Here is a 26,489-nt window from a genome sequence, read left to right on the forward strand (position 1 = left end):
TCAGGGGTGTTCCGGGGTTTTCCATTACCTGTCAGGTAATGGATCGCCGGCGCGGTTTGGCTATCATCGTTGGCATGAACACACTCTCGCTTGCCCAAACCGTCCCGCCGCATATGCCGGCGGCCAGCCGCACGGTCGGCGATCTGCTGCGCGAATGGCGCCAGCGTCGAAGAATGAGTCAGTTGCTGCTCGCCGCCGAAGCCGATATTTCGACCCGGCATTTGAGCTTCGTCGAATCGGGTCGCGCGGAGCCGAGCCGGGAAATGGTCATGCATCTTGCCGAACGGCTCGACGTGCCGTTGCGGGCGCGCAATGCCCTGCTGGTCGCGGCAGGTTATGCGCCGTTGTTCCGGGAGCGGCAGCTATCGGACCCACAATTGGCTGCTGCACGCGGGGCTGTCGAGTCGGTGCTGAAGGGGCATGAGCCCTACCCGGCGCTTGCCATCGACCGGCACTGGACCATCATTGCCGCGAATGGCGCGCTCGCGCCTCTGCTCGACGGCGCAAGTCCGGAACTGCTGAAGCCGCCGGTCAACGCGCTGCGCCTGAGCCTGCATCCGGAGGGCATCGCGGCGTCGATCGTTAATTGGTATGCGTGGCGCGAGCACATACTGGCTCGGCTGCAGCGGCAAATCGACGTGAGCGGCGACGATGCTCTAAGCGCGCTGCACGAGGAACTGGCCGCCTATCCTGCGCCGCCGGGCGCAGAAGCGGCCGAACACGACACCACCGCCGCCGGCCAGATTGCGGTGCCGCTGCGGCTGCGCACGCCGATCGGCGTGCTGTCGTTTCTGAGCACGACCACGGTATTCGGTACGCCGGTGGACGTAACACTTTCGGAGCTCGCCATCGAAGCGTTCTTCCCAGCCGACCAGCAAACCGCGGCGGCATTGCGCGAATCCGCTGGGAGTCGATGCGCAGAGGCAGTGCGCCACCCATAGTCTGACGGTAGACGCGGCACTGCCCAACGTCGAGTCCGTCTCCTTTCAATCGCCAGACCGAGCGGAGAGAACATTTGTACAACAACGCCGTGCTCATACGCCAACTCGGTCCCGACGACCGCGACGACTACTTCCAGCTTCGCCTGCGCGGACTGCGGGCGCATCCGGATTCGTTCGGCCAGAGTTACGAGGAGGCGCTCGCCAAAGGCGCGTCACAACACGACGCGATGCTGGAGGGCTCGCGTGCGGCAGAAGGCGATTTTCTGCTCGGCGCTTACGCATCGGCGGCAACGGCGTTGATCGGCGTGGTCGGACTGCTGCGAATCCCGAGCGACAAGCAGCGCCATAAAGCCGCCGTGGTCGGCATGTATGTTGCGCCGGAAGCCGCGGGCTGCGGCGTCGGGCGCGCATTGCTCAATGAACTGCTGGCGCGGGCGTCGCATATAAACGGTCTGCGGCAAATCCAGCCGCTGGTCGGCAGCCGCAACGAAGCTGCCCGAAAACTTTATGAATCGCTCGGTTTTCGCAAATATGGCTGTGAAGTTGGCGCGCTGAATGTCGACGGCGTGTTTCACGACGCCGATCTGATGGCGCTGTTCATCCAATAGATACAGACACCGATAGCGAAGGCGGCGAACCTCGCCGCCGTTCAGCGGCTCGTCCGGCTCGGCGTCGAAGTCGAGCATACCGGTTCGGCCACTCAATAGAAGTTATGCAGGAAGTTACAAATCCGGCCTTGTTTGTAACCGGGGCCGCACCAACCTGTTACATCTCCGCTTTGTCCCCAAAGTACGGTCAAGCAACGGTACTTATTACATATATTGACCCCTCTTTCTATTTCCCTTCCAGCCAAAGCTGGAATTACCTCGTCGTGACCGGCTCATATTATTTGTTCAGATGAATAAGTGAAAAGCCTGTATTGCAAGGGTTTTCATGGATCTGACAACAGTTCGGGCGGGCGGAAAATCCGCTATGCATCATGTATTACAGCACCATGAAAGAGTTACCGAAAATTGATGTATCTTTTTGAGACATTTTTTTGAGAAAGGATTGATTTCTTGTTTTACCCTTCATACAATTCGTCCCAAGCTGTTACGAAATGTAACGCGATGTATCAAAAGGTCGCCATCTGTATCTGGTGGTGACAGTAGCCGGAGGACATCATTTCCGGCGAGGCACAAAAGACATAACGGCAAAAAATGCCGACATCGTAATTCGGGGCTTCGGAAACACAAAAATGGACCGTAGCAGCGAGACGCTGGATTCAATCCGCGAGATCAACTTGTCTTACATCATGCTCGCGCAACGTATGTTGCGTGAGGACAAACCGGTCGGCATGTTCCGGCTGGGATTGTCATCGGAACTGGCCGATTTGCTTGCCGGGCTGTCGCTCGCGCAGATCGTCAAGCTGGCCGCTTCCGATCAGCTTTTGTGTTTCTTCCGCTTCAACGACCACTCCATGTTGTCGGCGTTGACGCAAACGACGAAACACACAGCAGTTGCACCGACTCACGCGGCGATCCTGCTTGCAGGCCAGCCTGCTGAGCAGTTCGCTTAATCGAGGTGACCGCGATGCTCAAGCGTAGCCTGACGGAAGACGCACAGGAAGTATTCCGTGCGATCGCACTGATCGAACTCGGCGCGCGCATGCAGGTGCTCGAAAGCGAATTGACGCTCTCGCGCGACCGCATGATCCGCCTGTATCGCGAGGTCAAGGGTGTATCGCCGCCCAAGGGCATGCTGCCCTTCTCGGCGGACTGGTACATGACGTGGCTGGCGAACATTCACGCGTCGCTGTTCTACAACACGTATCTGTTCCTGAAGAACGAAGCGCGCTGCTCGCATCTGGACGCGCTGACCAAAGGGTATCGGCTGTATCTGGAACATTGCCAGCACAGCGAAACCGAACCGGTGCTGGACCTGACGCGTGCGTGGACGCTGGTGCGATTCTTCGACGCCGACATTCTGCAATTGACCAAATGCTGCCGTTGCACCGGCAAGTTCGTGGCACACAAACACGATCTGCAGCACAACGTGGTGTGCGGCGCATGCCAGCCGCCGTCGCGTGCCGGTAAGACGAAGAAAGCCGCGGCCGCCCGCCAGGAAGCGCTCGAAGCCGCGCAGATTGCGCAAGCCGCCTGATGACTGGATTAACGCTGACTCGATGAGGGCTGGTCCGGCCCGACCCGATCCGAAGCCTCACATAGAAAGTCCGCTCCATGCGGACTTTCTTTCGCCCTCTTCGCCCTCTTCGCTCCTTTTGTCCCGTTAGCGCCGACAGCCGGCGCGAGGCCGGATCATCCGGCCAATCCCACCGTTTGCACCACCAGCCAGAGGTTCGCCGCGCTGATCACCACGAACAGCGTCCACGCGACGCACCGTGTCAGCAACGTATTCGCGAATTCGCCCATCAACGAACGGTCGTTAGTCATACGGATCAGCGGGTAAAGCGCGAACGGCAATTGCAGGCTCAGCACGACCTGGCTTGCGACCAGCAGCTTGCCGACGGCGCCGTTGCCCATCATCTGCACGCCGATGAGCGCGGGAATCAACGCCAGAGCCCGCGTGATGAAGCGCCGTTGCCAGCACGGAATCTTCAGCTTCAGGAAACCCTCCATGATGACCTGCCCCGCCACCGTGCCGGTAAAGGTCGAGCTTTGTCCCGAGGCAAGCAAGGTCACGGCGAACAACACCGCCGCGAAACCGGTGCCGACGACGGGCGCGAGCAGCTTGTAGGCGTCCTCGATTTCAGTGACCTGATTGTGGCCGGTGGCATGGAACGCCGCGGCGGCGAGAATCAGGATCGCCATGTTGATCAGCAGCGCCAGTACGAGCGACACGATCGTATCGATGCGCGACATGCCGATCGCCGACCTGATGCTGGCGGGATCGCGCTTCACCGCGCGCGTCTGGACGATCGACGAATGAAGATAGAGGTTATGCGGCATGACCGTTGCGCCGAGAATGCCGATTGCCAGATACATGGGCTCGCGCGAACTCAAAGCCTGCCACGACGGAATCAGCCCCTGCGCGACCGACGGCCAGTGCGGCTGCACCAGCGCCAACTCGATGATGTATCCAACGCCGATGGTCGCGATCAGCCCGAGCATGATCGCTTCGAGGTCGCGGAAATTCTTGCCCTTCAGGCCGAGCACGATCAACGTATCGAACGCGGTCAGCAGCACGCCGGTGGTCAGCGAGCATTTGAAGAGCAGATGGAAAGCGAGTGCGCCGCCGAGCACTTCGGCCAGATCGCAGGCCACGATCGACAGTTCCGCCAGCAGCCACTGAACACGCGCCACGGCCGGCGAATAGCGTGTTCTCGACAACTCGGCGAGATCGCGCCCGGTCGCAATGCCAAGGCGCATGCTCAGGCATTGCAGCGCCATCGCCGCGAGACTCGACAGCATGACAACGAACAGCAGGCTGTAGCCATAGCGCGAGCCGGCTTCGATGTCGGTCGCCCAGTTGCCCGGGTCCATATAGCCGATCGAGACCAGCAGGCCGGGCCCCGCGAATTGCAGAATCTTCTTCCAGAAAGGCGCGTCTCGCGAGACGGCCACCGAGCCTTGCACCTCGGATGGGCAAAACGGCGCCGTTGCCGTAGTCGGTAGTTTGAACTGCAATCCGGGAGTCTCTTGAAGGGGATAAACACGGCGCATCGTACAGGCCGCCGCGAGCCGCCTCAAGTGTACAAAGAAACCTCCGGCAACGCGCCGGTAAGCGCGTAGCGGCCGACGTCGCGCACGCGGTAGTCGAGCGGATCGTGCAGCGTATGCACGCGAGCGTTGCGCCAGAAACGGTCGAGCGCGAGCGGCGCATGCGTGGCGCGGGCGCCACAGGCGTCGAACAGCTGTTCGCTGACGTCGAGCGCGGCGCGGTGCGCGACGATCTTCGCCTCCGAGGTGGCGAGCGCCACCTGCGCGCGGGTTTCGGGGGAAAGCGCCGCGCCTTGCTGCCATGCGTCTTCGAGCAGCCAGGCAGCGCGCGTGGCCAGCGCTTCCGCGCTGACCGCTTGCAGGCGCATCTCGCCGAAGCGCTGGATCAGGTAGGGATCGTCGGTGGCTTTGTCCACGCCGGAATAGATCCACGGCTTGCCGTGCCGCGTGACGTAGGCTCGCGCTTCGTCGAGCGCGCCTTGTGCGATGCCCACGAACAGGTTGGTCAGCACCAGTTGCGAGATCAGCGTGCGCAAACTCGCGTGCGGCGTGTCGGGCCGCTCCATCACTTCTTGCGGTTCGAGCTTGACGCGCACGAACGACACGCTGCCGCTATCGGTCTGCCGCTGACCGATCGGATTCCAGTCTTCGTGAACGGTGATGCCTTCGCGCGTGGTCGGCACGACGCCGAACACCGGTTTGCCGGTGACCGGATCCTGCGCGGAGACCGTCATCATCTGCGAGCCGCGCGTGCCTGAGCAGAACCCCTTCTGGCCGTCGAGCAGGTAGCCGCCGTCGCCGCTTGCGGTGGCAATGAGCCGCGTGTCGAGCGGATTGACCGCGTTACCCCACCACCAGCGGTTTTCGACCGTGCCGCTCAGATAGCGGGCGCGTTGTTCAGGATTGCCCCATACATTGACGCTGACCAGCTGCAGGCAGGTGAAGCCCAACAGATGCGCGAGCGCGCTGTCCACTTGCGCGATCTTGCGAACCGTCTCGTAGATGTCGGGCCAACGCGCGCCGAGGCCGCCGAATTCGCGCGGCACCGCGAGCGTGAGAAGCCCCGCGTCGGCGATCCATTGTTTTTCCTGGGCGGCGTGGCCGCCTTCGAGATCGCGCTGCGCGGCACTGGCATGCAGCGCGTCGAGCAGACTCGCGAGATCGCGCACCACGGGCGCAGCGGATGCCTGAGGCGTGTGCAACGCATCGGCATGACGAGGATCGTTCATGCAATTTCCACGTGAAAAGTTTTTTGGCGGACGGCCGCGAACAGAATGCTTGCGACGACGCCCAAAGCTGTAGCTAGCATGATAGGCGGTGATGCAGGCGCCGGAAATGCGCGCGGCTATTCTTCATGCAAATAACCGCCGCGTGGCCGGGGCGACGACCCGATCATGGGCGCTCACGCCCGCTGCGCGAGCCGCCGCACGAATCGGTCGCCGACGAACTGCACCGCGGTGACGATCACGATCAGCAGCACGATCACCGTCACCATCACGGTCGTATCGAAGCGCTGGTAGCCATAGCGGATGGCCAGATCGCCGAGGCCGCCGGCGCCGACTGCGCCCGCCATCGCCGACGAGCCGATCATCGCCACCACCGTGATGGTGAAGCCGCCGAGAATGCCCGGCAGCGCCTCCGGCAGCAGCACATGCCAGATGATATGCCGGCGTTGCGCGCCCATTGCCTGCGCGGCTTCGATCAAACCACGGTCTACTTCACGCAAACTCACTTCGGCTACGCGCGCGAAAAACGGAATCGCCGCGATGCTGAGCGGCACGATCGCGGCCCATACGCCAATCGTCGTGCCGATCAGCAAACGCGTGAGCGGCAGCAATGCCACTAGCAGAATGATGAATGGCGTGGAGCGGAACGCATTGACGAGTGCCCCGAGCGTGCTGTTCACCACCCTCTTCTCGAAGATGCCGCCACGTGTCGTGGTGACCAGCACCAGTGCCAGAGGAATGCCGACCAGCGCCGCGATGAATGCGGACACGCCGACCATGACGATGGTGTCGCGAACCGCGTCGGCGAGTTCGGAAAGCCACAGATCAGACATAGCCCAATACCTCGACATGATTGGCGTAGCGGCGGGCGCGTTCGAGCAATGTCGCGATCTGCGTTTGCACGGTGCTGTCCGCATTCGCACGGACTTGCGCCGACACCACGAGGCGTCCCTGCGCATGCCCCTGAATCCGGTCGATGCCGCCATGCACGAAGCTCACTCGCCCGCCTTCGACACTCAACGCCGAAGCAAGCCCGCCGAGATCCGGCTCACGCGCGTCGACGCCGGTGAAACGCACGTCCAGCAGAATCTGCGCATCCGCTTGCGCGATGTCGTGCAACGGCTTGACCCGCTCGGCGAGGTCCGTCGGCAAGTCATGCACCAGGGTACGCAACAGCGCGCGCGTCGCGTCGTGTTGCGGATCGCCGAATACGCGCCACACTGGACCGGTTTCCACGACTTCACCGCGCTCGATCACCGCAACCGTATCGCAAACTTCGCGAATCACCTGCATCTCATGCGTGATCAATACGACGGTCAGGTTCAGGCGCTGATTGATATCGCGCAGCAAGGCGAGAATGGCTTGCGTCGTTTCCGGATCGAGTGCGGAGGTGGCTTCGTCGCAAAGCAGAATGTCCGGATCGGTGACCAAAGCCCGTGCAATCCCGACTCGCTGTTTCTGACCGCCGGACAGGCTCGCCGGATAAGCATCGCGCTTGGCGGACAAACCCACCAGTTCCAGCAGCGCATCGACCTTTTTCTCGATCGCCGCTTTCGGCACGCTGGCGATTTTCAGCGGCAACGCAATGTTCTCGCGCACCGTCTTTGCGGACAGCAGATTGAAGTGCTGGAACACCATGCCGATACGGCGACGCAGAGTCACGAGTCCGCGCTCGTCGAGTTCGCCGACACTCACGCCATTCACGCGCACGGCACCTGAACTCGGCTTTTCCAGGCCGTTGACGAGTCGCAGCAGCGTCGACTTGCCGGCACCGCTGCGACCGATAATGCCGAACACTTCGCCGCGCGCCACGTTCAACGTGACGTTGGCAAGCGCCGCGGTTGCCACGCCGCGCGTGTTGGCAAACACCTTGCCGACGTCGTCGAATATCACGGCGGGTTGCGTCGCCGTTGCGTGCGAATCCGCGTTCACGGCGAGAGACGGCGCGTCTTCGATGAACTGCGGCGCGTCGAAAAGATTGGCCATGATCCAGCTCCTTTCAGGCTTCCGCGGTGGTCGGCGCAGCCGCTTGCAACCGGCGCCGATGCTGTGCGCCGGCATGCACGCCGGGCTTCCACGCGGGAGCGTAATCTTCGAACGATTCAGGCATGCCCGCGCGGGTTACCAGGCAACGGCATAAAGATTGCCGAAGGCTTTGTCGAGCGCGGCGCGCACCGCCGGCGAATGCTGATAGATCGAGATGTACTTACGGATACGCGGGTCGTTCACGCTTTCCGGACGCACGACCCACTGGATCGCGTAGTTCTTGTTCTCGAGGCCGTCGAACAGCAGCGCGCTATTCGGATCAGTGGTACCCGCGAGCTTGATGAAACTCGGATAGCCCTGCGCGAGATCGACGTCGTCGAGCGAGCGCGCCAGTTGCGATGCTTCGAGCTGCACGATCTTCAGGTGCTTCGGGTTGTCGATAATGTCGAGCGTCGTCGCGCGATAGTCGACGCCCGGCTTGAGCTTGATCAAGCCGGCGCGTTGCAGCAACAACAGACCGCGGCCGCCGTTGACCGGATCGTTGGCAATGGCGACCGTGGCGCCGTCTTTCAATTCGTCGAAGCGTTTGATCTTCTTCGAATACAGACCGATCTTCATGATCGTGCCGGGCGCAATCGCGACGAAGTTATAACCGCCCTGCTTCTTCGCATTCTCGAGAAACGGAATGTGCTGGAAGTAGTTGACGTCGATGTCCTTGTTGGCGAGCGCCGCATTCGGCGTGTTCCAGTCGGTGAACTCGATGATCTTCACGTCGAGTCCCTGCTCTTTGGCTTCGCGCGCGGCGATTTTGAGCGCCTCGATTTGCGGGCTGGTCGCAGTGCCGATTTTCAGCGTGGACGAGTCGGCCGCTGAGGCAGGCGAGACCTGCAATGCGAGCGTGAGACCGAAAGCGCCGATGAGCGAGATAGCCGGCGTGTGGAAAAAGCGCCGCACAGTGGATAGAAAAATGCGCATGGTGAACTCGTGGGATTGGGGCGTGGTGTTGATTCGAGGCGAGCCGATCCACCGTCATGCGCGCGCGTCTTCGAAGCGGACTTCGTTTGGAAGCGTAAGCACGCATGCCGGACATATGGGCAACGGAAATCCGCAACGTGCGGCTCAGGCCGCGCGTGGCAGCGACAGGACGCGCAGATCGGTCAGCGCGGACAGCGGAAGATCGGACAGGTCATCGCCTCTCTCCAGATGAGGTGCGGCTCATCATAGAGGGCGGAAATGCGGCGGTCTACGAAGGGATTTTCGAAAGGAAAGCGGGAAAAATGATTTGGGCAACAAAACGCCGGGGCCGCGCTTTCGCGCGCCCCGGCGTCCACCGCTCGCCCCTCGCGGGACAAACTTACTGCTTCGCCACCTGCTGCACGGAAGCGGAAGCGGGCGCCGACGCAGCGACCGCAGCCACAGAAGCCGACGCCGGCGCAATCGCGCCTACCGCCGTATCAGGCGCACTCACGCCGCCCCAACCACCGCCCAGCGCGCGAATCAGATTAACCGTCGCCACCGCCTGCGTGCCCGACAGATGGCTCGCCTGCAACTGCGAAATCAGCACCTGCCGCTCGCCGTCGATCACGTCCAGATAGCTGACCGCGCCTTCCGTGTACTGCGTACGCGACAGATGCGCCGCCCGTTGCGATGCCTGAACCGCATCGTTCTGCTCGCGCATCTGATCGTCGAGCAAGCGCAAATCGGCCAGGTTGTCTTCGACCTCACGGAACGCCACCAGCACCTGCTGACGATACTGCGCAACGTCCTCGTCGTACTTCGAACGGGCCTGCGCGAGATTCGCCTTGCGGCGACCGCCGTCGAACAAAGGCAGCGTCAACGCCGTGCCGGCAAACGGCCCGAGAATGAACGCACGGCTCGACCACATGAACAGATCGCCGAGCGTCGCCGACTCGAAACCGGCCGCGCCGGTGATATCGAGTTTCGGGAAGAACGCCGATTTCGCAAGGCCGACACGCGCGTTCGCCGCCTGCATCGCCCGCTCAGCTGCCGAAATATCCGGGCGCCGCTCAAGCAAAGCCGAGGGCAGACCCGGCGGCACCCGCACCGTCACGGGCGCCAGCGGCGCCTCCGCAAACGAGAAATCCGCCGGCGGCTTGCCCAGCAGAATCGCGAGGCTGTGTTCCGACGCGGCGCGCTGACGCGCCACGCCCACGGCGTCCGCACGCGCACTCGCGAGTTCGTTGCGGGCCCGCGAAACATCCAGCTCGCCGATATCGCCTTCCTTGAAACGCCGTTCGACCAGCTTCAGCGTGTCCTCGCGCAACGCCACGGTACGGCGGTACAGATCCTGATCCGTATCGAGCTCACGCAACTGGAAGTAGTTCTGCGCAACGTCCGCCTGCAACGACAGTTGCACGGAACGGAACAGCGCTTCGCTTTGCTGCTCGTCCGCCCGCGATGCGTTCACGTTCGAGCCGACCCGACCGAACAGATCCGCCTCGTACGACGCGCCCACTTGCGCGCGCCAGATCGTGCCGTTCGTGCCGCCCGCGCTGTCTGGCTGGAATTGCGACGCCGCCGAAGCACGCTCGCGCGTCGGGCCGAAGCCTGCGTCGAGCTTCGGGAACCAGTCCGACTTCGCCGCCTGCGTCACCGCCCGCGCCTGCTGCACGCGCGCCGCGGCGGCCTTCAGGTCCTGATTGGCGGCGGCCGCCTGCTCCTCGAGCGCGTTGAGTTGCGGGTCGCCGAAAATCGTCCACCATTCGCCTCGATGCGCGTCGTCGGCGGGCTGCGCCTGCTTCCATGTACCGTTGTCCTGCGCCGATCCAGCCGACGGCGCGGACGCTGCAGACGGCGCCGACGCAGCAGGCGCTTCCTTGAACGCAACCGGCGTATCCACTTCAGGCCGTTTATAAGTCGGCTCGACGGAGCAGGCAGCGAGCAATGCAACCAGCAAACCGCTGGTTGCCGCCCGGCCCCACCCACTCAAAGATTCAAAGCGTTTCATTATTGTTTTCTCCTCAGGCGTCCGTCACCGGCGCGCCGTAGTGCGGCGAATCCTTCTGCGCGACGTGAATGGTTCCACCCGCCAGCGTACGCAGCACCACATAGAACACAGGGGTCAGCATCAGACCGAACAGCGTGACGCCGAGCATGCCGAAGAACACCGCGATACCCATCGCATGACGCATCTCCGAACCGGCTCCGCTCGACAGCACCAGCGGCACCACGCCCATGATGAAAGCGATCGACGTCATCAGAATCGGCCGCAGACGCAAGCGGCTTGCCTCGATCGCCGCGGAGAGCGGCGTATGCCCGTCGTGCTCCAGTTCGCGAGCGAACTCGACGATCAGGATCGCGTTCTTCGCCGACAAGCCCACCAGCACCATCAAACCGATCTGCGTGAAGATGTTGTTGTCGCCACCGGTGAGCCACACGCCGGTCAGCGCGGACAGCACGCTCATCGGCACGATCAGGATCACCGCGAGCGGCAGCGTCAGGCTTTCATACAGCGCGGCGAGCACGAGGAACACGAGCAGCACGCTGATCGGGAACACCCACAAGCCTGCATTGCCGGCCAGAATCTGCTGATACGTCAGGTCGGTCCATTCGAGCTTCACACCGTGCGGCAAGACTTCCGCCGCCACGCGTTCGGCCGCGGCCTGCGCCTGACCCGACGAGAAGCCGGGCGCCGGTCCGCCGTTGATGTCGGCAGCCGTATAACCGTTGTAACGCACCACCATTTCCGGGCCGAACGTCGGCGTCACTGTCACCAGCGACGACAACGGCACCATGTCGCCCGCGGCATTGCGTGTCTTGAGTTGCAGGATGTCGTCGGCACGCTGACGGAATGGCGCGTCCGCCTGCACCCGCACCTGATACACGCGGCCAAAGCGGTTGAAGTCGTTCACATACAGCGAGCCCAGATAGATCTGCATCGTATTGAACACGTCCGTGACCGGCACGCCGAGCTGCTTGGCCTTCACGCGATCGAGATCCACGTTCAGTTGCGGCACGTTGATCTGGTAGCTGGAGAAGGTCGGGCCGAGTTCAGGCGTCTGTGCCGCCTTCTTCACGAACGCCTCTGCTGCCTTGTTCAACTCCGCGTAACCGAGCGCGCCGTGATCCTCCAACTGCATCTTGAAGCCGCCGAGCGTACCGAGACCTAGCACGGGTGGCGGCGGGAACACCGCGACGAACGAATCCTTGATCGCACCGTATTGCTGGTTCAGCGCACCGGCAATCGCACCGGCCGAGAGTTTCTTGTCGCCACGATCCTTGAAGGGCTTGAGCGTGACGAACACGATGCCCGCGCTGGAGCTATTCGTGAAGCCGTTCACCGAGAGACCCGGGAACGCCACCGCGCTCTCCACGCCCGGCTGCTTCAGCGCGATCGAGCTCATGTCGCGAATCACCTTCTCCGTGCGATCCAGCGACGCGCCGTTCGGCAACTGCGCGAAAGCAATCAGGTACTCCTTGTCCTGCGCCGGCACGAAACCGCCCGGCACCACGCGCGAGATCAGCACGGTCGCGCCCAACAGGATGGCGTACACCGCGAGCATCGCGCCCTTACGGCGCAGCACGCCGGTCACGCCGCGGCCGTACTCCGTCGAGCCGCGATGAAACACCTTGTTGAAACGCTTGAAGAAACCACCCAGCAGGCGATTCATCACGCGCGTCACGAAGTCTTCTTTCGCACCATGACTGCGCAACAGCATCGCGGACAGCGCCGGCGACAGCGTCAGCGAATTGAACGCCGAGATCACCGTCGAAATCGCGATGGTCATTGCAAACTGCTTGTAGAACTGGCCCGTCAAACCGGTCATGAACGCGAGCGGCACGAACACGGCAACCAGTGTCAGCGCAATGGCGATAATCGGCCCGCTCACTTCCTGCATCGCTTTATACGTCGCGTCGCGCGCACTCAGGCCGTTTTCGATGTTCCGCTCGACGTTCTCCACCACCACGATCGCATCGTCCACCACGATCCCGATGGCGAGCACCATGCCGAACAATGACAATGCGTTGATCGAGAAACCGAACGCGAGCAGCAGCGAGAACGTCCCCACGATCGACACCGGCACGGCGATCAACGGAATGATCGACGCGCGCCACGTTTGCAGGAACACGATCACGACGATCACAACCAGCGCGATCGCTTCGAGCAGCGTATGCACGACTGCCTCGATACTCGAGCGCACGAACTGCGTCGGGTCGTAGACGATCTTGTATTCGACGCCTGCCGGCATGTCTTCCGCGAGTTCCTTCATCGCGGAGCGTACCTGATCGGAAATCGCGAGCGAGTTCGCGCCCGGCGCCTGGTTGATGGCGAGCGCCACAGCCGGCTTGTTGTCGAGCAGCGAACGCAAGCCGTATTCCGACGCCGCAAGTTCGATCCGCGCAATATCGCGCAGATAGGTCACGCCGCCGTCCGGCGCGGTCTTGACAATGATGTCGCCGAATTCGCCCTCCGTCCTCAGACGGCCGCGCGCATTCACCGACAACTGCAACTGTGTGCCCGGCACCGAAGGCGATGCGCCGATCACACCGGCCGCCACCTGAATGTTCTGCTCGCGAATCGCGTTGACCACTTCGGTCGCCGTCAAACCGCGTTGCGCCACTTTCTGCGGATCGAGCCAGACGCGCATCGCGTAATCGCCCGAACCCCACAACTGCACTTCGCCCACGCCCTGAATCCGCGCCAGCCGGTCCTTGACGTTCAGCAGCGCGTAGTTGCGCAGATACGTCATGTCGTAGCGATTGTTCGGCGAGATCAGGTGGACCACCATGGTCAGCGTGGGCGAACTCTTGATCGTCGTAATGCCCAGACGCTGCACGTCTTCCGGCAGACGCGGCAGCGCCTGGTTGACGCGGTTCTGCACCAGTTGCGTCGCGAGGTCCGGATTGGTGCCGAGCTTGAAGGTCACCGTGAGCGTGAGATTGCCGTCGCTATTCGCTTGCGACTGCATGTACAGCATGTTCTCGACGCCGTTGATCTGCTCTTCGAGCGGCGAAGCGACCGCTTCGGCGATCACCTTCGGATTCGCACCCGGATATTGCGCGTGCACCACCACCGAAGGCGGCACGACTTCCGGATACTCCGAGATCGGCAGCTTGAAGAGCGAAATCACGCCCGCCAGCAGGATCAATACCGATAGCACGCCGGCAAAGATCGGCCGATCGATGAAGAATTTGGATATGTTCATTGGAAGCTCTTAACGTTGGAGCGTGCGCCGCGCAGTCATGCCACGGCGTGCAAGGCTCACGAATTCTTGTCCGCTTTGGTGCGCGTCGGCGTTTGTGCCTGCGTTTGTGCCTGCGTTTGTGCCTGCGTTTGTGCCTGCGATGGCGTCGGCGTCTGCGCGAGCGGCGCGCTGTTCGGATCCTGGTCGGTCGTCATCGGCACCATATGGGCGCGCACCGCGTCGCCCGGACGCACGCGCTGGATACCGTTCACGACGATGCGGTCATTCGGTTTCAGGCCACCCTTCACCACGCGCAGATTGCCCTGCATGCCGCCCACGTCGATCGTGCGATACACGACGTGATTGCCCTGATCCACCACCAGCACGAACTTCTTGTCCTGATCCGTACCGACGGCGGCGTCGTCGATCAACAGCGCGGGATGCGGTTCGCTGCCGCCTACCTTCACGCGCGCGTACAAACCGGGAATCAGTGCACCATCCTGGTTATCGAAGCGCGCGCGCACGCGGATCGTGCCCGACGAGGTGTCGAGGCGGTTGTCCACCGATTCGATCACGCCGCTGCGCGAATAGCCGCTTTCGTCCGCGAGACCGAGTTCCACCGGCACCTTGCTGCCGTCTTTCGCGCGGCTCAGGTATTGCAGATACGTTTGTTCGTCCGCGTCGAACGATGCGTAGATCGGCGAAACCGACACCAGCGTGGTCAGCGGCGCAGCAGCCGCGCCCGCCGATATGACGTTGCCCACCGTGATTTCCGCGCGCGACACGCGGCCCGAAACCGGCGCGACGATCTTCGTGTAGCCGAGATTGATGCGGGCGGTTTCGAGAGCGGCTTGCGCGGCCTTCAGATTCGCGCTTGCTTCGCGCGCGGCGTTCTGCTTCTCGTCATAGTCGCGCTTGGCGATCGCGTTGTCGGCGATCAGGCGTTGCGCGCGCTCCCAATCGCTTTGCGTGTAACCCGTGCGCGCCTGCGCGGCGGCCAGTTGCGCTTCGGCGCGATCCACTTCGGCGGCGTACGGGCGCGGGTCGATCACGAACAGCGTGTCGCCTTTCTTCACGAGCGCGCCATCCTTGAAGTTCACGGACACGATGGTGCCCGGCACCTGCGAACGCACGTCCACCTTTTCGACGGCTTCGAGACGGCCCGAATAGCTCTGCCAGTCCGTGATCGTTTTTTGCACCACAGTGGCGACATCGACCTCCGGCACGATGGTCGGCGCGGCGGGCGAGCTCGCATCCACGCGGATCGCGCCGAACGTGCCGAGCCCGGCCACGACGATGACGACAAGTGCGGCAATCGCCACACGGCGACGGGAAAGAGGAAGGATAGTCATGTGAAGCTCCCGGTATCGTTGATCAAAGTTCTGCTTATTTCTGTTTTATCGATGGGCGCGCGTATCGAAGCGCCACTGAAAAAATCGCACCGCCTCCTGCAGGGCGGGCACATGATCGGCCAACGCCGCATGCGAAACGCTCGGATAGCGGACCACCTGGGTCAGCACACCGGCGTCGATCAGACTGCTGGCGTATTTCTCCGCCTCCACGTGCAACACGTCGTTTTGCGCCGTCACGATCAGCGTGGCCGGCAGGCCCGCGAGCCGCGACGATTCGAGAGGCGCGGCATACGGATGCATGCGCTGCGACGCTTGCGGCAGGTACGCGCGGTAACATGCTGCGCACTCTTTCGCCGTGATGTCCGAGCCGAGGCGCTTTTCGTCGCCCAGCCGCGTGAGGCTCGGATCGAGCATCGGCCCGAACAGCGCCTGGGCCGCGATCCGCACGTCGCCGCGGTCACGCGCAATGAAAGCGAGGCAATTGGCCAGTTGGCCGCCCGCATCGTGACCCGCCACACCCACCTTCTTGCTGTTGCCGCCGAACGCACGAGCCCGCGTTTGCACCCACAGCGCCGCGCGGTGCGCGTCTTCGGGCGCGGCCGGAAACGGAAACTGTGGCGCGAGCGAGTAGCCGACCGAGACGACCAGAGCCGGTAAGTGTTCTGCGAAATAACGCGACGCGTAATCGGCCTGGTCGATCGATCCCTTCGTAAATCCACCACCGTGGAAATAAAGCAGTACCGGCAGTGCGGTTTTCTTTTCCTGCCGGTATAGGCGCAACGTGATGTCCTGCGCGTGCCCTTCGATCTGCACGTCAGTGACTTCCAGTGCCGTGCTGTCCGCCTCTGCCGCATCGCTGCCGGCGGGCACAAAGGAGTACGGCGGTTTAAATGCTTCCATGTCGAGCCGCGCAATGCGCATAGAACTTCAATGGTGCGAATTGTGGGTTCAGCAGACTCGTAAATAAATGCCTATAATCCGGCAACACAATTCGGCGCCCCTGAACAATCGAATGCGATTGTCTGCGGATTCGCGGTGGAGTCCTTTCCTGCTCGGTGCGCCCGCCCCTATTGGAGGTCTGCAATGGACCGGCTTCAGGCCATGCAAGTGTTCACGCGTGTCGTCGACACCAACAGCTTTACCCGTGCAGCGGAGACGCTCGACCTGCCGCGCGCATCGGTTACCACGATTATTCAGAACCTCGAAGCGTTCCTTGGCACGCGTCTGATGCATCGGACCACGCGGCGTCTGTCGCTCACGCCGGACGGCGCGGCGTACTACGAACGCTGCGTGCGCATCCTCGCGGACGTCGAAGAAACCGAGGCCAGTTTTCAAAGCGGCAATAAAAAACCGCACGGCAAGCTGCGCATCGACATGCCGGGGTCGATTGGCCGCCTGCTGGTGATTCCCTCGCTGTGTGAATTCCACACTCGCTACCCGGACATCGACCTGCAACTCGGCCTGACGGACCGGCCGGTGGATCTGTTGCAGGAAGGCGTGGATTGCGTGGTGCGGGTCGGCGCGCTACAGGATTCCTCGCTGGTGGCGCGTCGTATCGGTTTGTTCGAGGGCGTGACCTGCGCGGCCCCCGATTACATCGAACGCGCGGGCATGCCCTCTTCGCTCGAAGACCTGGAGAATCACAAAGCAGTCAATTACTTTTCGAGCCGCACGGGACGCACGCTCGATTGGGCCTTCATGGTTGATGGCAAAGAAATCGAAGTAAAAATGAAGGGCATCGTCTCGGTGAACGACGCCGACGCCTACGTGACCTGCGGACTGGAAGGCTTCGGCCTGATTCAGCCTGCGCTCTTCATGGTGCTGCCGCATCTGCGTTCGGGCCAACTGGTGGAAGTCCTGCCGGAGCTGAAACCTTTGCCGATGCCGATTTCCGCAGTCTATCCGCACAGCCGCCATCTGTCGCCTAAAGTCCGCGTTTTCGTAGACTGGATCGCAGAGCTGTTCGACCGCTGTCCGTTGCTGAGCGGACGCGGCAGTCTCGACGCAACCTGCACGAAGCGCACTTTCGAAGAGCGCGAGTCTGCTCCGACGCTCGATACGCCGGTGATAACAGAATGGGTCGCGTGATTAGCGCGATTTGAAGTACGGAATCTGCAACAGTGAATTCCAACCGCGGCTCCAATGCCGCGGTTTTCTTATCCAGCACCGCAATTACAGCGTTTTAATGCAGCGTTCTCGCGATTGTTCTGGAAACTCGACAATTCATTTCGCGAAAGTGCGATTTATCCGCCCTGCCTCGAAGTCTACATTTCACCCTGTCGCAGCGCCGCTCGTGCTGCAAACGAATCGACAGGAGTGAATCATGAAACGCAATCTCTTGGCAGGCCTGGCTCTTTCGCTGCTCGCGAGCGCTCCGGTGTTTGCGCAAAGCAGCGGCGGCATTGGCCGCGCCGGCACCTATGAACCGCTACCCACGCCGAGCACCAGCGCGAAAACGCGTGAAGAAGTGAAGGCGGAACTGGTCGCGGCCTATCGCGACGGCTCGCTGCCCGCGTTGAACCGCACGACGTATCCGAACAAAGGCCTGATCGGTCAAACGCAAGCTGCACGCATTGCACTGCAGGAAGGCAGGAGCGCCGACGTCACGCGCGTGGCCAACGGACAATAAGGCAAACCTGTTGCAATGATTCGGTTTCCAAAAGAAATAGTCATTGCGGCGCATTCATGCACTCTTCAAAAAGGAGCACATCATGACACCCTCTGAACTCGACCATTGGGATACCGACACGCCAGTGTGGACGCCGTACCGCGCGCCGCAACACTAAATGTCGAAAGCAGCAGCCAGTGCCCGCGGATCCGATTCGCGGGCACGCACTCATGCGAAGCGGCCTAGCGCCTCGGCACGCCGTCGCGCCACTCGCCCCAATGTGTGGCGATATCCTGCACGAGCGGATTGCCCGAGAGGAACAGGTTCTGGATAGCGATCGCAAAGCCGCCTTGCGCCGCATAGTTCAGCAGGTTGTCCGCGCTCGTCTGCCCATCGTAGGGCCGGTCGAAGTCGGAGCCTGCCCGCAGCACGGCAACGCGATTCAGATCCACTTTATGTACTGAAGCCGCACGCTTGAGGGCTTCGTACGTGGCGTTATCCTCCTGCTGCGTCGTGCAGTAGACACCCTTTCCATCGGTCAGGATTTTGGTCCAGTCGCGGGCGCGCTGCCCGAGCAGCGTGCCCGACCACCAGGTGTCGCCCGCCAGCGTGTCGCACTGAATGACGGTGGGCGGCCGGTTGGCCGGCGCATAGGCGTACTTGGCCCGGGCGGCCTGCGCCTGCAAGTTATCGGACAGTGTCACGCTACGCGACAGGGCGAAAGCCGTATCCGCGAGCCGGGTGTTCAACTGGAACACTTCGGTACGGTAGTCGAGCGGCGGCTTGGCGGTGGGACTCGTGGTGTTGATGCCAAGGTAGCCCGTTGTCCAGCCAGGCGGAATTTCGCGCCCGTCTATCTCCCACTGAATGCCGAAGTCGACCAGATATTTCGCCCATGCGGCGGATCCCACCGTCCCCTGCTGCGGATCGATCCCCGCAATACCGGCAACCATGAAATAGGTATGCCGCAAATCGAAACGCGACGAGAACGTCAGCGCCATGATCGACGCAGCGGCGTTGCTGTGCCCCATGCCGGTGGTCATCACGCACACGTCCTGCCTGTTGCAATGGACCGTGGGGTAATCGGGCGACAGGCCGTCCACCGCGATCTCGCGCCACGGCCCGAGGTTGTCGAGCCACACCTGCCCTTCCGGCCCGAACATCGAAATGATCATCACCTTGACGGGCCGACCGCGCGAGCCGCCGTCGTCGTGCGAAAAGCCGTCGTTGTCGTCCGCACTGGCCGGTCCGGACGAAAAGGCCGCGCATGCCGCGAGTGTAATGGCGGCCATGGCGCCAAGTGAGCGAGTCAGCATCGTGATCTTCCTTTTTTGCTTGTGATGCAGGTTGGGAGAGAGTGCTGCTTTCAAGCCGAAAGAAGTATAGGTGCGAAGAAATTATTTTCCACTACACGATGCACGATCGGTCCACGTTTGCGGCCGCTGCCGGAAAGCTATGCAAATCGGTTCAATACGCGCTCTTCGCCGTTTTCTTATAATCGAACGTCCGCAGCACGCCCCGAAGGAAGTCGCCTCGGGAGACGCACCGCGTTTGTGCACTCACAACAGGAGCACCACGATGGACTATGTGAAACTCGGCCGTACCGGCCTTGATGTATCGCGTCTTTGTCTCGGCTGCATGAGCTACGGCGTGCCGTCTCGCGGCCCCCATCCGTGGTCGCTCGGCGACGAAGCCGCACGGCCTTTCATCAAGCAGGCGCTCGATCAAGGCATCAACTTCTTCGATACCGCGAACGTCTATTCCGACGGCACGAGCGAGGAAATCGTCGGCCGCGCGCTGAAGGACTTTGCGATGCGCGACGAGATCGTGCTCGCCACCAAGGTGCATGGCCGCATGCATCCGGGCCCGAATGGCGCGGGGCTCTCGCGCAAGGTGATCATGGCGGAGATCGACAACAGTCTCAGGCGTCTCGGCACGGATTACGTGGATCTGTACCAGATCCATCGCTGGGACTACGGCACGCCGATCGAAGAAACCATGGAAGCGCTGCACGATGTCGTGAAAGCCGGCAAGGCGCGCTATATCGGCGCATCGTCCATGTATGCGTGGCAGTTCGCCAAGGCGTTGCACGTGGCCGAACGCAACGGCTGGACGCGCTTCGCAACGATGCAGAACTACGTGAATCTGCTCTACCGCGAGGAAGAGCGCGAAATGCTGCCGCTGTGCGAGAGCGAAGGTATCGGCGTCATTCCGTGGAGCCCGCTTGCGCGTGGCCGCCTGACACGCGACTGGAACACCGAAAGCGCACGCTCCGAGACCGACGAATTCGGCCGCACGCTCTACGCGCAGACGGAAGACGCGGATCGGCGCATCGTCGAACGGGTCAGCGAGATCGCTAGGGAACGCGGCGTGCCGCGCGCGCAAGTGGCGCTGGCGTGGGTGTTGCAGAAGAAGCCGATCACCGCGCCGATCGTCGGCGCGACCAAACTGCATCATCTCGACGACGCGGTGGCCGCGCTCTCATTGAAACTGAGCGTGGATGAAATCGGCCGCCTGGAAGAGTTGTATGTGCCGCATGCAGTGACCGGGTTCGATTGAGCGGTACGTGTGCCCGTTAAACGCGCGGCACGTCCGGTTCGAAAAATACCCAGCGGACTTGCGGAAACGCGGCCTGCAAGTCCGCCTCGATCACGTTGATCGCATCGATCATGGCGCGGCCGCTCGGGTAGTCGATCATCTCCGCCTGCACGGCCACCACGACATGCCGGCCCCATTGCAGCGTGATCATGTTGATGATGCTGCGAATCTCGGCGCGCGCGCGCAGATGGGCCTCGATAGCGCGCCGCACTTCCGGGCCCGCCGATTCGCCGACGATCATCGACTTCACTTCACGCGCCACCAGCCAGGCGATCACCATCAGCAGCAGGCCGACGCCGATGGAACCCAGCGCGTCGTAGACCGTATTGCCGGTCACCATGGTGAGCAACACGGCAACGAAGGCCATCGCCAGACCCGCCAGCGCCGCGATATCCTCGCCCGCCACGACGAGCAGTTCGGATTCGCGCGTCTCCCGGAACCAGCGCCACATGCTTTTGTCGGGATGCGTCTTGCGAATTTCCTTGACGGCGCCCCACAAGGAAAGCGCCTCGAGTACCACGGACACGCCGAGTACCGCCAACGCGACATACTCATACTGCAGCGGCTCGCGCATGAACAGACGGTGCACGCCCTCATACACCGAGAACGCGCCGCCGACAAAGAACAGCAAAAGCGCGACGAGCAGCGAATAGAAATTGATCTCGCGCCCGCTGCCCATTGGATGCAACGGGCTCGCGGGCTTGCGCGCTTCGCGCAGGCCGAATAGCAGGAGCAGTTGATTGCCGCAGTCGGCGGTCGAATGAATGGCCTCGGCGAACATCGAGCCGGAACCGGTAAATGTGGCAGCAGCGAACTTACAGAGGGCAATGCCGAGGTTGGCGGCGAGCGCATAGAAAATGGCTTTCGGCGATTCTTCTTTCATCGTCGTGGCAGGCGTCCGTGGGTTTGCAAAGAGCTTTCGGTAGGCAACAGCCCGTATTATGGCCATGCCGGGCGCCATGCGTCCAACCCCGGTGTCGTTTGGACCGTGCGTGCTCCTGCCTGACTCGACAAACTCGCTCGACGCCTCGGTCTTCGCTCCCGTGTGCCGCGTCAAGCCCTTTCGAGCGCCGCCATCTCCCGCACGATCACCAGCAGCATCGACAGGCTCGCGCCGCCTGTGGCCCGCAGATCGATCAGCAGCCGGGCGTAGCGTTCCAGTTGCGCGGTGCGCTTCTGACGCCATGCCTCGACGAGCGCATCCGGTGTGGAGGCTTCGTTGGCGCCGGCCAGTGCGCTGGTGGTCAACGCGCGCTTCAGACGCGCGAGTTCGGCCAGCGCCGTGGCGCGCGCCAACATGTCCCAGTGCGTGGGCACCGGCAAAGCGGTGGCGCGCTCGCTGATCCAGCTGGAATTGAGCAGCGTACCGAGCGCGAAATAGACACCCGCCACCAGTTCGAGACTGCGCCCGCAGGTCGAAGCCACTTCGGCGATATCGAGCAGCGCGGCCGAGATCTCGCCGCTCGCGACCCGCACCGCCAGTTCGCTATCCACGCCGGCGTCCGCGAACACGCGTTGCCGCTCGGAGAGCGCTTCGAGGTCGGCGCCCGGCAGCAGCGCCGGCCATTGCGACGCCAGCCGTTGCGCCGCGTCCCGGCAACGCGCGAGCAGGCCGGCCACCTCGCCGTCGCTGACCGCACCCGATTGCAATTGCCGCAGGAACCACAGCGCCGAACGCTCGACGAGCCGCGCGACTTCGACGAACATGCGCGCCTGGACGTCGTCGGCAACGCGATTGTCGAGCGCGTCGATACTGCGCCAGACGTGGTCGAGATCGAACACGTCGCGGGCCATGATGCAGGCCCGCGCGATATCGCCAGGCTGGGCGTCGGTTTCCTCCATCAACCGGTGTACGAACTCGCAGCCCACCCGATTCACCAGCGCGTTGGTCAGATGTGTCGCGAGAATTTCGCGGCGCAGCGGGTGGCGCTGCATCGGCTCGCTAAAGCGCTGCCGCAACGGTTTCGGGAAATATTCGACCAGCATGTCGGCGACGAGCGGGTCTTCCGGCATCGACGATTCGAGCAGCGCGTCATATAGCCACATCTTGCTGTACGCGAGCAGCACCGCGCGCTCCGGCGTGGTGAGCCCCTGTTTCGCGGCCTGCCGTTCGGCGAGCTCTTCATCGGTCGGCAAAAACTCGATCACGCGATTCAGGCGCCCGGTCCGTTCGAGGTAGCGCATCAGGCGTGCTTCCGCATCGAGCAATTCGACACCGTACCGGCCGGCGATCGAGAGCGCCTGAGTCTGGTAGTAGTTGTCCTGCAAAACGAGCAAACCGACCTCGTCGGTCATTTCGGCGAGCAGCGCATTGCGCTGCTTCTCCGTCATCTCGCCTTCGGCAACGACCAGCCCCAGCAGAATCTTGATGTTGACCTCGTGATCCGAGCAGTCGACGCCCGCGGAATTGTCGATCGCATCGGTATTGATACGGCCGCCGCGCTGCGCGAACTCGATGCGACCGAGTTGCGTGAGACCGAGATTGCCGCCCTCGGCCACGACCTTGCAACGCAAGTCCGCGCCATTGACGCGGATCGCGTCGTTGGCGCGATCGCCGACCTGCAGATGCGTTTCGCGGCTCGCCTTCACATACGTGCCGATGCCGCCGTTGTAGAGCAGATCGACCGGCGCCTGCAAAATTGCACGCATCAATTCGGCGGGCGCGAGCGCCGGTGCGCTGATGCCGAGCACCGACTGCACCGCCTGCGAAAGCGGAATCGTCTTGGCGCTGCGCGGAAATACGCCGCCGCCCGCCGAGATCAGCGAAGGGTCGTAGTCGGCCCAACTCGATCGGTCGAGCACGAACAATCGCCCGCGTTCGGCAAGACTGACTGCCGGATCGGGATTCGGATCGAGAAAGATATGCCGATGATCGAACGCGGCCACCAGCCTGATATGCGGCGACAGCAGCATGCCGTTGCCGAACACGTCGCCCGACATATCGCCGACGCCCACCACCGTGAAATCCGTGGTCTGCGTGTCCACGCCCATTTCGCGGAAGTGCCGCTTGACCGACTCCCATGCACCGCGCGCGGTGATGGCCATTTTCTTGTGGTCGTAACCGACCGAACCGCCCGACGCAAAAGCGTCGTCGAGCCAGAAACCGTATTCCTGCGAAATCGCGTTCGCGTAGTCGGAGAACGTAGCCGTGCCTTTGTCAGCGGCCACCACCAGGTAGGGGTCGTCGGGATCGTGACGCACTACGTCGGGCGGCGGCACCACGGCCGTGCCCGCGAGGTTGTCGGTCAGATCGAGCAGGCCGCGCAGGAAGGTCTGATAGCAGGCAATGCCCTCATGCATCCACGCGTCGCGTTCGGTTTGCGGCGGCGGATTCTTCACGACGAAGCCGCCTTTGGAACCGACCGGCACGATCACCACGTTCTTCACCATCTGGGCCTTCATCAGGCCGAGCACCTCCGTGCGGAAATCCTCGCGCCGGTCCGACCAGCGCAAACCGCCGCGCGCCACGCGTCCGCCGCGCAAGTGCACGCCTTCCACGCGCGGCGAGTAGACCCAGATTTCGAACATCGGTTTCGGTTCGGGCAAGCCGGGCACCAGCGCGGGATTGAACTTGAAGGACAGATACGGCTTGGGATGACCTTCGGCATCGAAACGATAATAGTTGGTGCGTTGCGTGGCTTTGATCACGCCGAGAAATTGCCGCAGTATCCGGTCTTCGTCGAGATTCGGCACCTGGTCGAGCGCACTGTCGATTGTGCGCAGCCAGCCGTCGACGCGCGCCTCGCGCGTCTCGCCCAGCACCGGGTCGAAGCGGGCCACGAACAGCTCGACCAGCATGCGCGCAATCGCCGGATTGCCGGTCACTGCGCGCTCGATATACGCGTCGCTGAAGGTCGAGCCCACCTGCCGCAAATACTTCGCATAGGCGCGCAGTATCGTCACCTCGCGCGCATCCAGTTGCGCGCGCAATACAAGGCGATTGAAGTCGTCGCTTTCGATCGCGCCGGTCCAGACCTGCTCGAACGCTTCTTCGAAGAGATCCTTGACGCGTTCGATATCGAACTCCGCGTCGTCCGCAAGTTCGAGGCCGAAATCGTGAATCCATGCCGGGGTCGCGCCCAACGCTTCGATCAGATAGGGCCGCTCTTCATCGACACGCACGCCGAGATGTTCGAGCATAGGCAGGCTGCGCGACAGGGCGATCGGTAAACCCGCGCGATACACCTTGAAGCGAAACGCACGCGGGCCCGATTCGATCGGGCGGTACAGGTTCATGGCGAGCCGCTCGCTGCCTTGCACGCGTTCGATCAGTTCGATATCGCGCACCGCCGTGCGGGCCGGATAATCGTCGCGATAGCCGGCGGGGAACGAATCTGCGTAGTGTTGCAGCAGACGGTTGCCCTGCTCTTCGCCGAAGGCATCGAGCAACGCATCGGCGAGATCGTCCTGCCAGCGGCGTGCAACCTGCACGAGCCGCGCTTCCAGCTCGTGCGTATCGACATTGGGCATGCCGCCCGGTTTCGCATGCACGACGAAGTGAATGCGCGCCAGCGTCGACTCCGAAAGCAGCGGCGTGAACTCGACGCTCTCGCCATTGAACGCGTCGGCCAGCAGATTCGCGATACGCTGGCGCAGATCGGTGTTGTACTTGTCGCGCGGCACGAACACGAGGCACGACACGAACCGGTCGAAGCGGTCTCGCCGCACGAACAGACGGGTGCGCTGATGCTCCTGCAAACGCAGCACGCCTAGCGCGATTTCGTAGAGCTGATCTTCTTCGGCCTGAAAAAGCTCGTCGCGCGGATAGGTTTCGAGCACGGTCACGAGCGACTTCGCCAGATGACCTTTGGCCAGAAATCCGGCACGCCGCACGATATTCGCGCATTTGCGCCGCACGATCGGAATCTCCGAGGCCGACACGAAATACGCCGTGGATGTATAGAGACCGATGAACCGACGCTCGCCAGTTACCTTGCCGTCCGCATCGGCCAGCTTGATGCCCACGTAGTCCAGATAGCCCGGCCGGTGCACGGTGGCCCGCGAATTGGCCTTGGTGAGAAAGATCGGCGACGAAGCGGAAATGATCTCGACGGCGGCCGGCGGCAGGGGTGTGACCTCGGCGGCGCCTACCGGCCGCAGTGCATCGCGCAGAATGCCCAGGCCCGAGCCCGGCACCGCGCGCAGACCGTAGCCGGTATCGTGCTGCACCAGTTCGTAATCGCGCTGACCGAGAAAGGTGAAATGATCGGCCACCATCCATTCGAGAAACGCGCGTGCTTCCAGACCTTCCGGTCCCCCCTCGCCGGCTTTCATGCCTTTGATCGTGACGCGCGCGAGTTCGACGATCTTCGGCCAGTCTTCAACCGCCGCCCGCACGTCGCGCAATACCCTCGCGATATCGTCGCGCAGCGCGTCGAGTTTTGCGGCGTCGCCGCAACGGTCTACTTCGAAGTGGATGAACGAAGTCAGGTGCGAACGCGTGTCGGTGGCTTCTTCAGCGCCCTGACTCACCCGCGCGATCGTGCCGTCGGGCGCACGCCAGATGCGAAACACCGGGTGCACGACGGAATGCAGCGCGAGGCCATGCCGGTTGACCGCCATCGAGACCGAATCGACCAGAAACGGCATGTCGTCATTGACGATTTCGATCACGGTGTGATCGGAGTGCCAGCCGTGCTGTTCGAGAATCGGGTTATAGACGCGCAGCCGTTCGGCGCCGGCTACGAAGCGCTGCGCCGTTTGCCAGTGCGCGAGCGCGGCGCCGTAGAGATCGGCAATCGAGCGGCTTTGCAGATCGTCGGCGTCGACGAAATCGTAGTAGTGCCGTAGAAACGGCTCGACGACCTTGAAGGTAGGTTCGGGTAGGCGCCCCCGCGCAAATTCGACGACATCGTTCAGCAAGTGCGTGACAGCTTCTTCGTTCTTTGCTTGCATGATCAACTCCCCGGCTGGCGGCAATGGCGAGTATGGCTTGATTCGCATGCATCGTCTGAAGGGGAATTATGCACCTGC

General features: G+C 62.5%; 19 protein-coding genes. 7 read left to right on the forward strand and 12 right to left on the reverse strand.

Annotated elements, in window-relative coordinates; translation table 11 throughout:
* Nucleotides 1–38: 38 nt before the first annotated feature.
* The 4 genes from NE850_RS04270 to flhC all read left to right on the forward strand — a co-directional run bounded on the left by NE850_RS04270 (nucleotide 39) and on the right by flhC (nucleotide 3,083).
* Nucleotides 39–941, forward strand: a complete 903-nt coding sequence (locus NE850_RS04270) for a helix-turn-helix transcriptional regulator (protein WP_310698471.1) — start codon at nucleotides 39–41, stop codon at nucleotides 939–941.
* Between the two features lie 74 nt (nucleotides 942–1,015).
* Nucleotides 1,016–1,549: a GNAT family N-acetyltransferase gene (locus tag NE850_RS04275; protein WP_007177881.1), complete on the forward strand. Its 534-nt coding sequence runs from the start codon at nucleotides 1,016–1,018 to the stop codon at nucleotides 1,547–1,549.
* Between the two features lie 629 nt (nucleotides 1,550–2,178).
* Entirely contained in the window at nucleotides 2,179–2,499 is a 321-nt protein-coding gene (flhD, locus tag NE850_RS04280) for a flagellar transcriptional regulator FlhD (protein WP_007177882.1), read from the forward strand.
* A 14-nt stretch (nucleotides 2,500–2,513) separates the two neighbouring features.
* Complete coding sequence (flhC, locus tag NE850_RS04285; protein ID WP_007177883.1) at nucleotides 2,514–3,083, forward strand: flagellar transcriptional regulator FlhC; 570 nt, start codon at nucleotides 2,514–2,516, stop codon at nucleotides 3,081–3,083.
* Nucleotides 3,084–3,238: 155 nt separating this feature from the next.
* On the opposite strand, the gene NE850_RS04290 is transcribed toward flhC, so the two are convergent.
* From NE850_RS04290 to NE850_RS04330, 9 genes are all read right to left on the reverse strand, one after another.
* Nucleotides 3,239–4,567: an Nramp family divalent metal transporter gene (locus NE850_RS04290; RefSeq protein WP_007177884.1), complete on the reverse strand. Its 1,329-nt coding sequence runs from the start codon at nucleotides 4,565–4,567 to the stop codon at nucleotides 3,239–3,241.
* Nucleotides 4,568–4,626: 59 nt separating this feature from the next.
* A complete protein-coding gene (locus tag NE850_RS04295; RefSeq protein ID WP_007177885.1) occupies nucleotides 4,627–5,829 on the reverse strand; it encodes an acyl-CoA dehydrogenase family protein in 1,203 nt (400 codons plus the stop codon).
* A 173-nt stretch (nucleotides 5,830–6,002) separates the two neighbouring features.
* On the reverse strand, nucleotides 6,003–6,659 hold the full coding sequence (locus NE850_RS04300) for a methionine ABC transporter permease (RefSeq protein ID WP_007177886.1): 657 nt from the start codon (nucleotides 6,657–6,659) through the stop codon (nucleotides 6,003–6,005).
* Nucleotides 6,652–7,812, reverse strand: coding sequence for an ATP-binding cassette domain-containing protein (locus NE850_RS04305; RefSeq protein WP_310698472.1), 1,161 nt, complete (start codon nucleotides 7,810–7,812; stop codon nucleotides 6,652–6,654). Before NE850_RS04305 ends, NE850_RS04300 begins: the two co-directional genes overlap by 8 nt.
* Nucleotides 7,813–7,947: 135 nt before the next feature.
* Nucleotides 7,948–8,787, reverse strand: a complete 840-nt coding sequence (locus NE850_RS04310) for a MetQ/NlpA family ABC transporter substrate-binding protein (protein WP_007177888.1) — start codon at nucleotides 8,785–8,787, stop codon at nucleotides 7,948–7,950.
* Between the two features lie 379 nt (nucleotides 8,788–9,166).
* The gene (locus tag NE850_RS04315; protein ID WP_007177889.1) at nucleotides 9,167–10,780 is read right to left on the reverse strand and encodes an efflux transporter outer membrane subunit; all 1,614 of its coding nucleotides are present in this window, start codon (nucleotides 10,778–10,780) and stop codon (nucleotides 9,167–9,169) included.
* A gap of 13 nt (nucleotides 10,781–10,793) precedes the next feature.
* A complete protein-coding gene (locus NE850_RS04320; protein ID WP_007177890.1) occupies nucleotides 10,794–13,979 on the reverse strand; it encodes an efflux RND transporter permease subunit in 3,186 nt (1,061 codons plus the stop codon).
* A 56-nt stretch (nucleotides 13,980–14,035) separates the two neighbouring features.
* Nucleotides 14,036–15,310 (reverse strand): efflux RND transporter periplasmic adaptor subunit, encoded by a 1,275-nt coding sequence (locus tag NE850_RS04325; RefSeq protein ID WP_310698473.1) that lies wholly within the window; start codon nucleotides 15,308–15,310, stop codon nucleotides 14,036–14,038.
* 45 nt (nucleotides 15,311–15,355) lie between these two features.
* Nucleotides 15,356–16,210, reverse strand: coding sequence for an alpha/beta hydrolase (locus NE850_RS04330; protein WP_035517323.1), 855 nt, complete (start codon nucleotides 16,208–16,210; stop codon nucleotides 15,356–15,358).
* 183 nt (nucleotides 16,211–16,393) lie between these two features.
* Between NE850_RS04330 and NE850_RS04335 the strand changes: the two genes are divergently transcribed.
* Both NE850_RS04335 and NE850_RS04340 read left to right on the forward strand, forming a co-directional pair.
* Nucleotides 16,394–17,398: a LysR family transcriptional regulator gene (locus NE850_RS04335; protein WP_007177893.1), complete on the forward strand. Its 1,005-nt coding sequence runs from the start codon at nucleotides 16,394–16,396 to the stop codon at nucleotides 17,396–17,398.
* Nucleotides 17,399–17,633: 235 nt separating this feature from the next.
* Nucleotides 17,634–17,939, forward strand: coding sequence for a DUF4148 domain-containing protein (locus NE850_RS04340; protein WP_007177894.1), 306 nt, complete (start codon nucleotides 17,634–17,636; stop codon nucleotides 17,937–17,939).
* A gap of 221 nt (nucleotides 17,940–18,160) precedes the next feature.
* Here NE850_RS04340 and NE850_RS04345 read toward each other — a convergent pair whose 3' ends face one another.
* Complete coding sequence (locus tag NE850_RS04345; RefSeq protein ID WP_310698474.1) at nucleotides 18,161–19,234, reverse strand: purine nucleoside permease; 1,074 nt, start codon at nucleotides 19,232–19,234, stop codon at nucleotides 18,161–18,163.
* A gap of 262 nt (nucleotides 19,235–19,496) precedes the next feature.
* On the opposite strand from NE850_RS04345, the gene NE850_RS04350 reads away from it, so the two are divergent.
* The gene (locus NE850_RS04350) at nucleotides 19,497–20,477 is read left to right on the forward strand and encodes an aldo/keto reductase (protein WP_007177896.1); all 981 of its coding nucleotides are present in this window, start codon (nucleotides 19,497–19,499) and stop codon (nucleotides 20,475–20,477) included.
* Between the two features lie 16 nt (nucleotides 20,478–20,493).
* Here the strand turns inward: NE850_RS04350 and NE850_RS04355 are convergent, their stop codons facing one another.
* Nucleotides 20,494–21,399, reverse strand: coding sequence for a cation diffusion facilitator family transporter (locus NE850_RS04355; RefSeq protein ID WP_007177897.1), 906 nt, complete (start codon nucleotides 21,397–21,399; stop codon nucleotides 20,494–20,496).
* A gap of 170 nt (nucleotides 21,400–21,569) precedes the next feature.
* Nucleotides 21,570–26,411, reverse strand: a complete 4,842-nt coding sequence (locus NE850_RS04360; RefSeq protein ID WP_007177898.1) for an NAD-glutamate dehydrogenase — start codon at nucleotides 26,409–26,411, stop codon at nucleotides 21,570–21,572.
* Between the last annotated feature and the right edge of the window lie 78 nt (nucleotides 26,412–26,489).

The sequence above is a fragment of the Paraburkholderia sp. USG1 genome (assembly GCF_031570135.1).
In the GTDB taxonomy this organism is placed as follows: domain Bacteria; phylum Pseudomonadota; class Gammaproteobacteria; order Burkholderiales; family Burkholderiaceae; genus Paraburkholderia; species Paraburkholderia dioscoreae.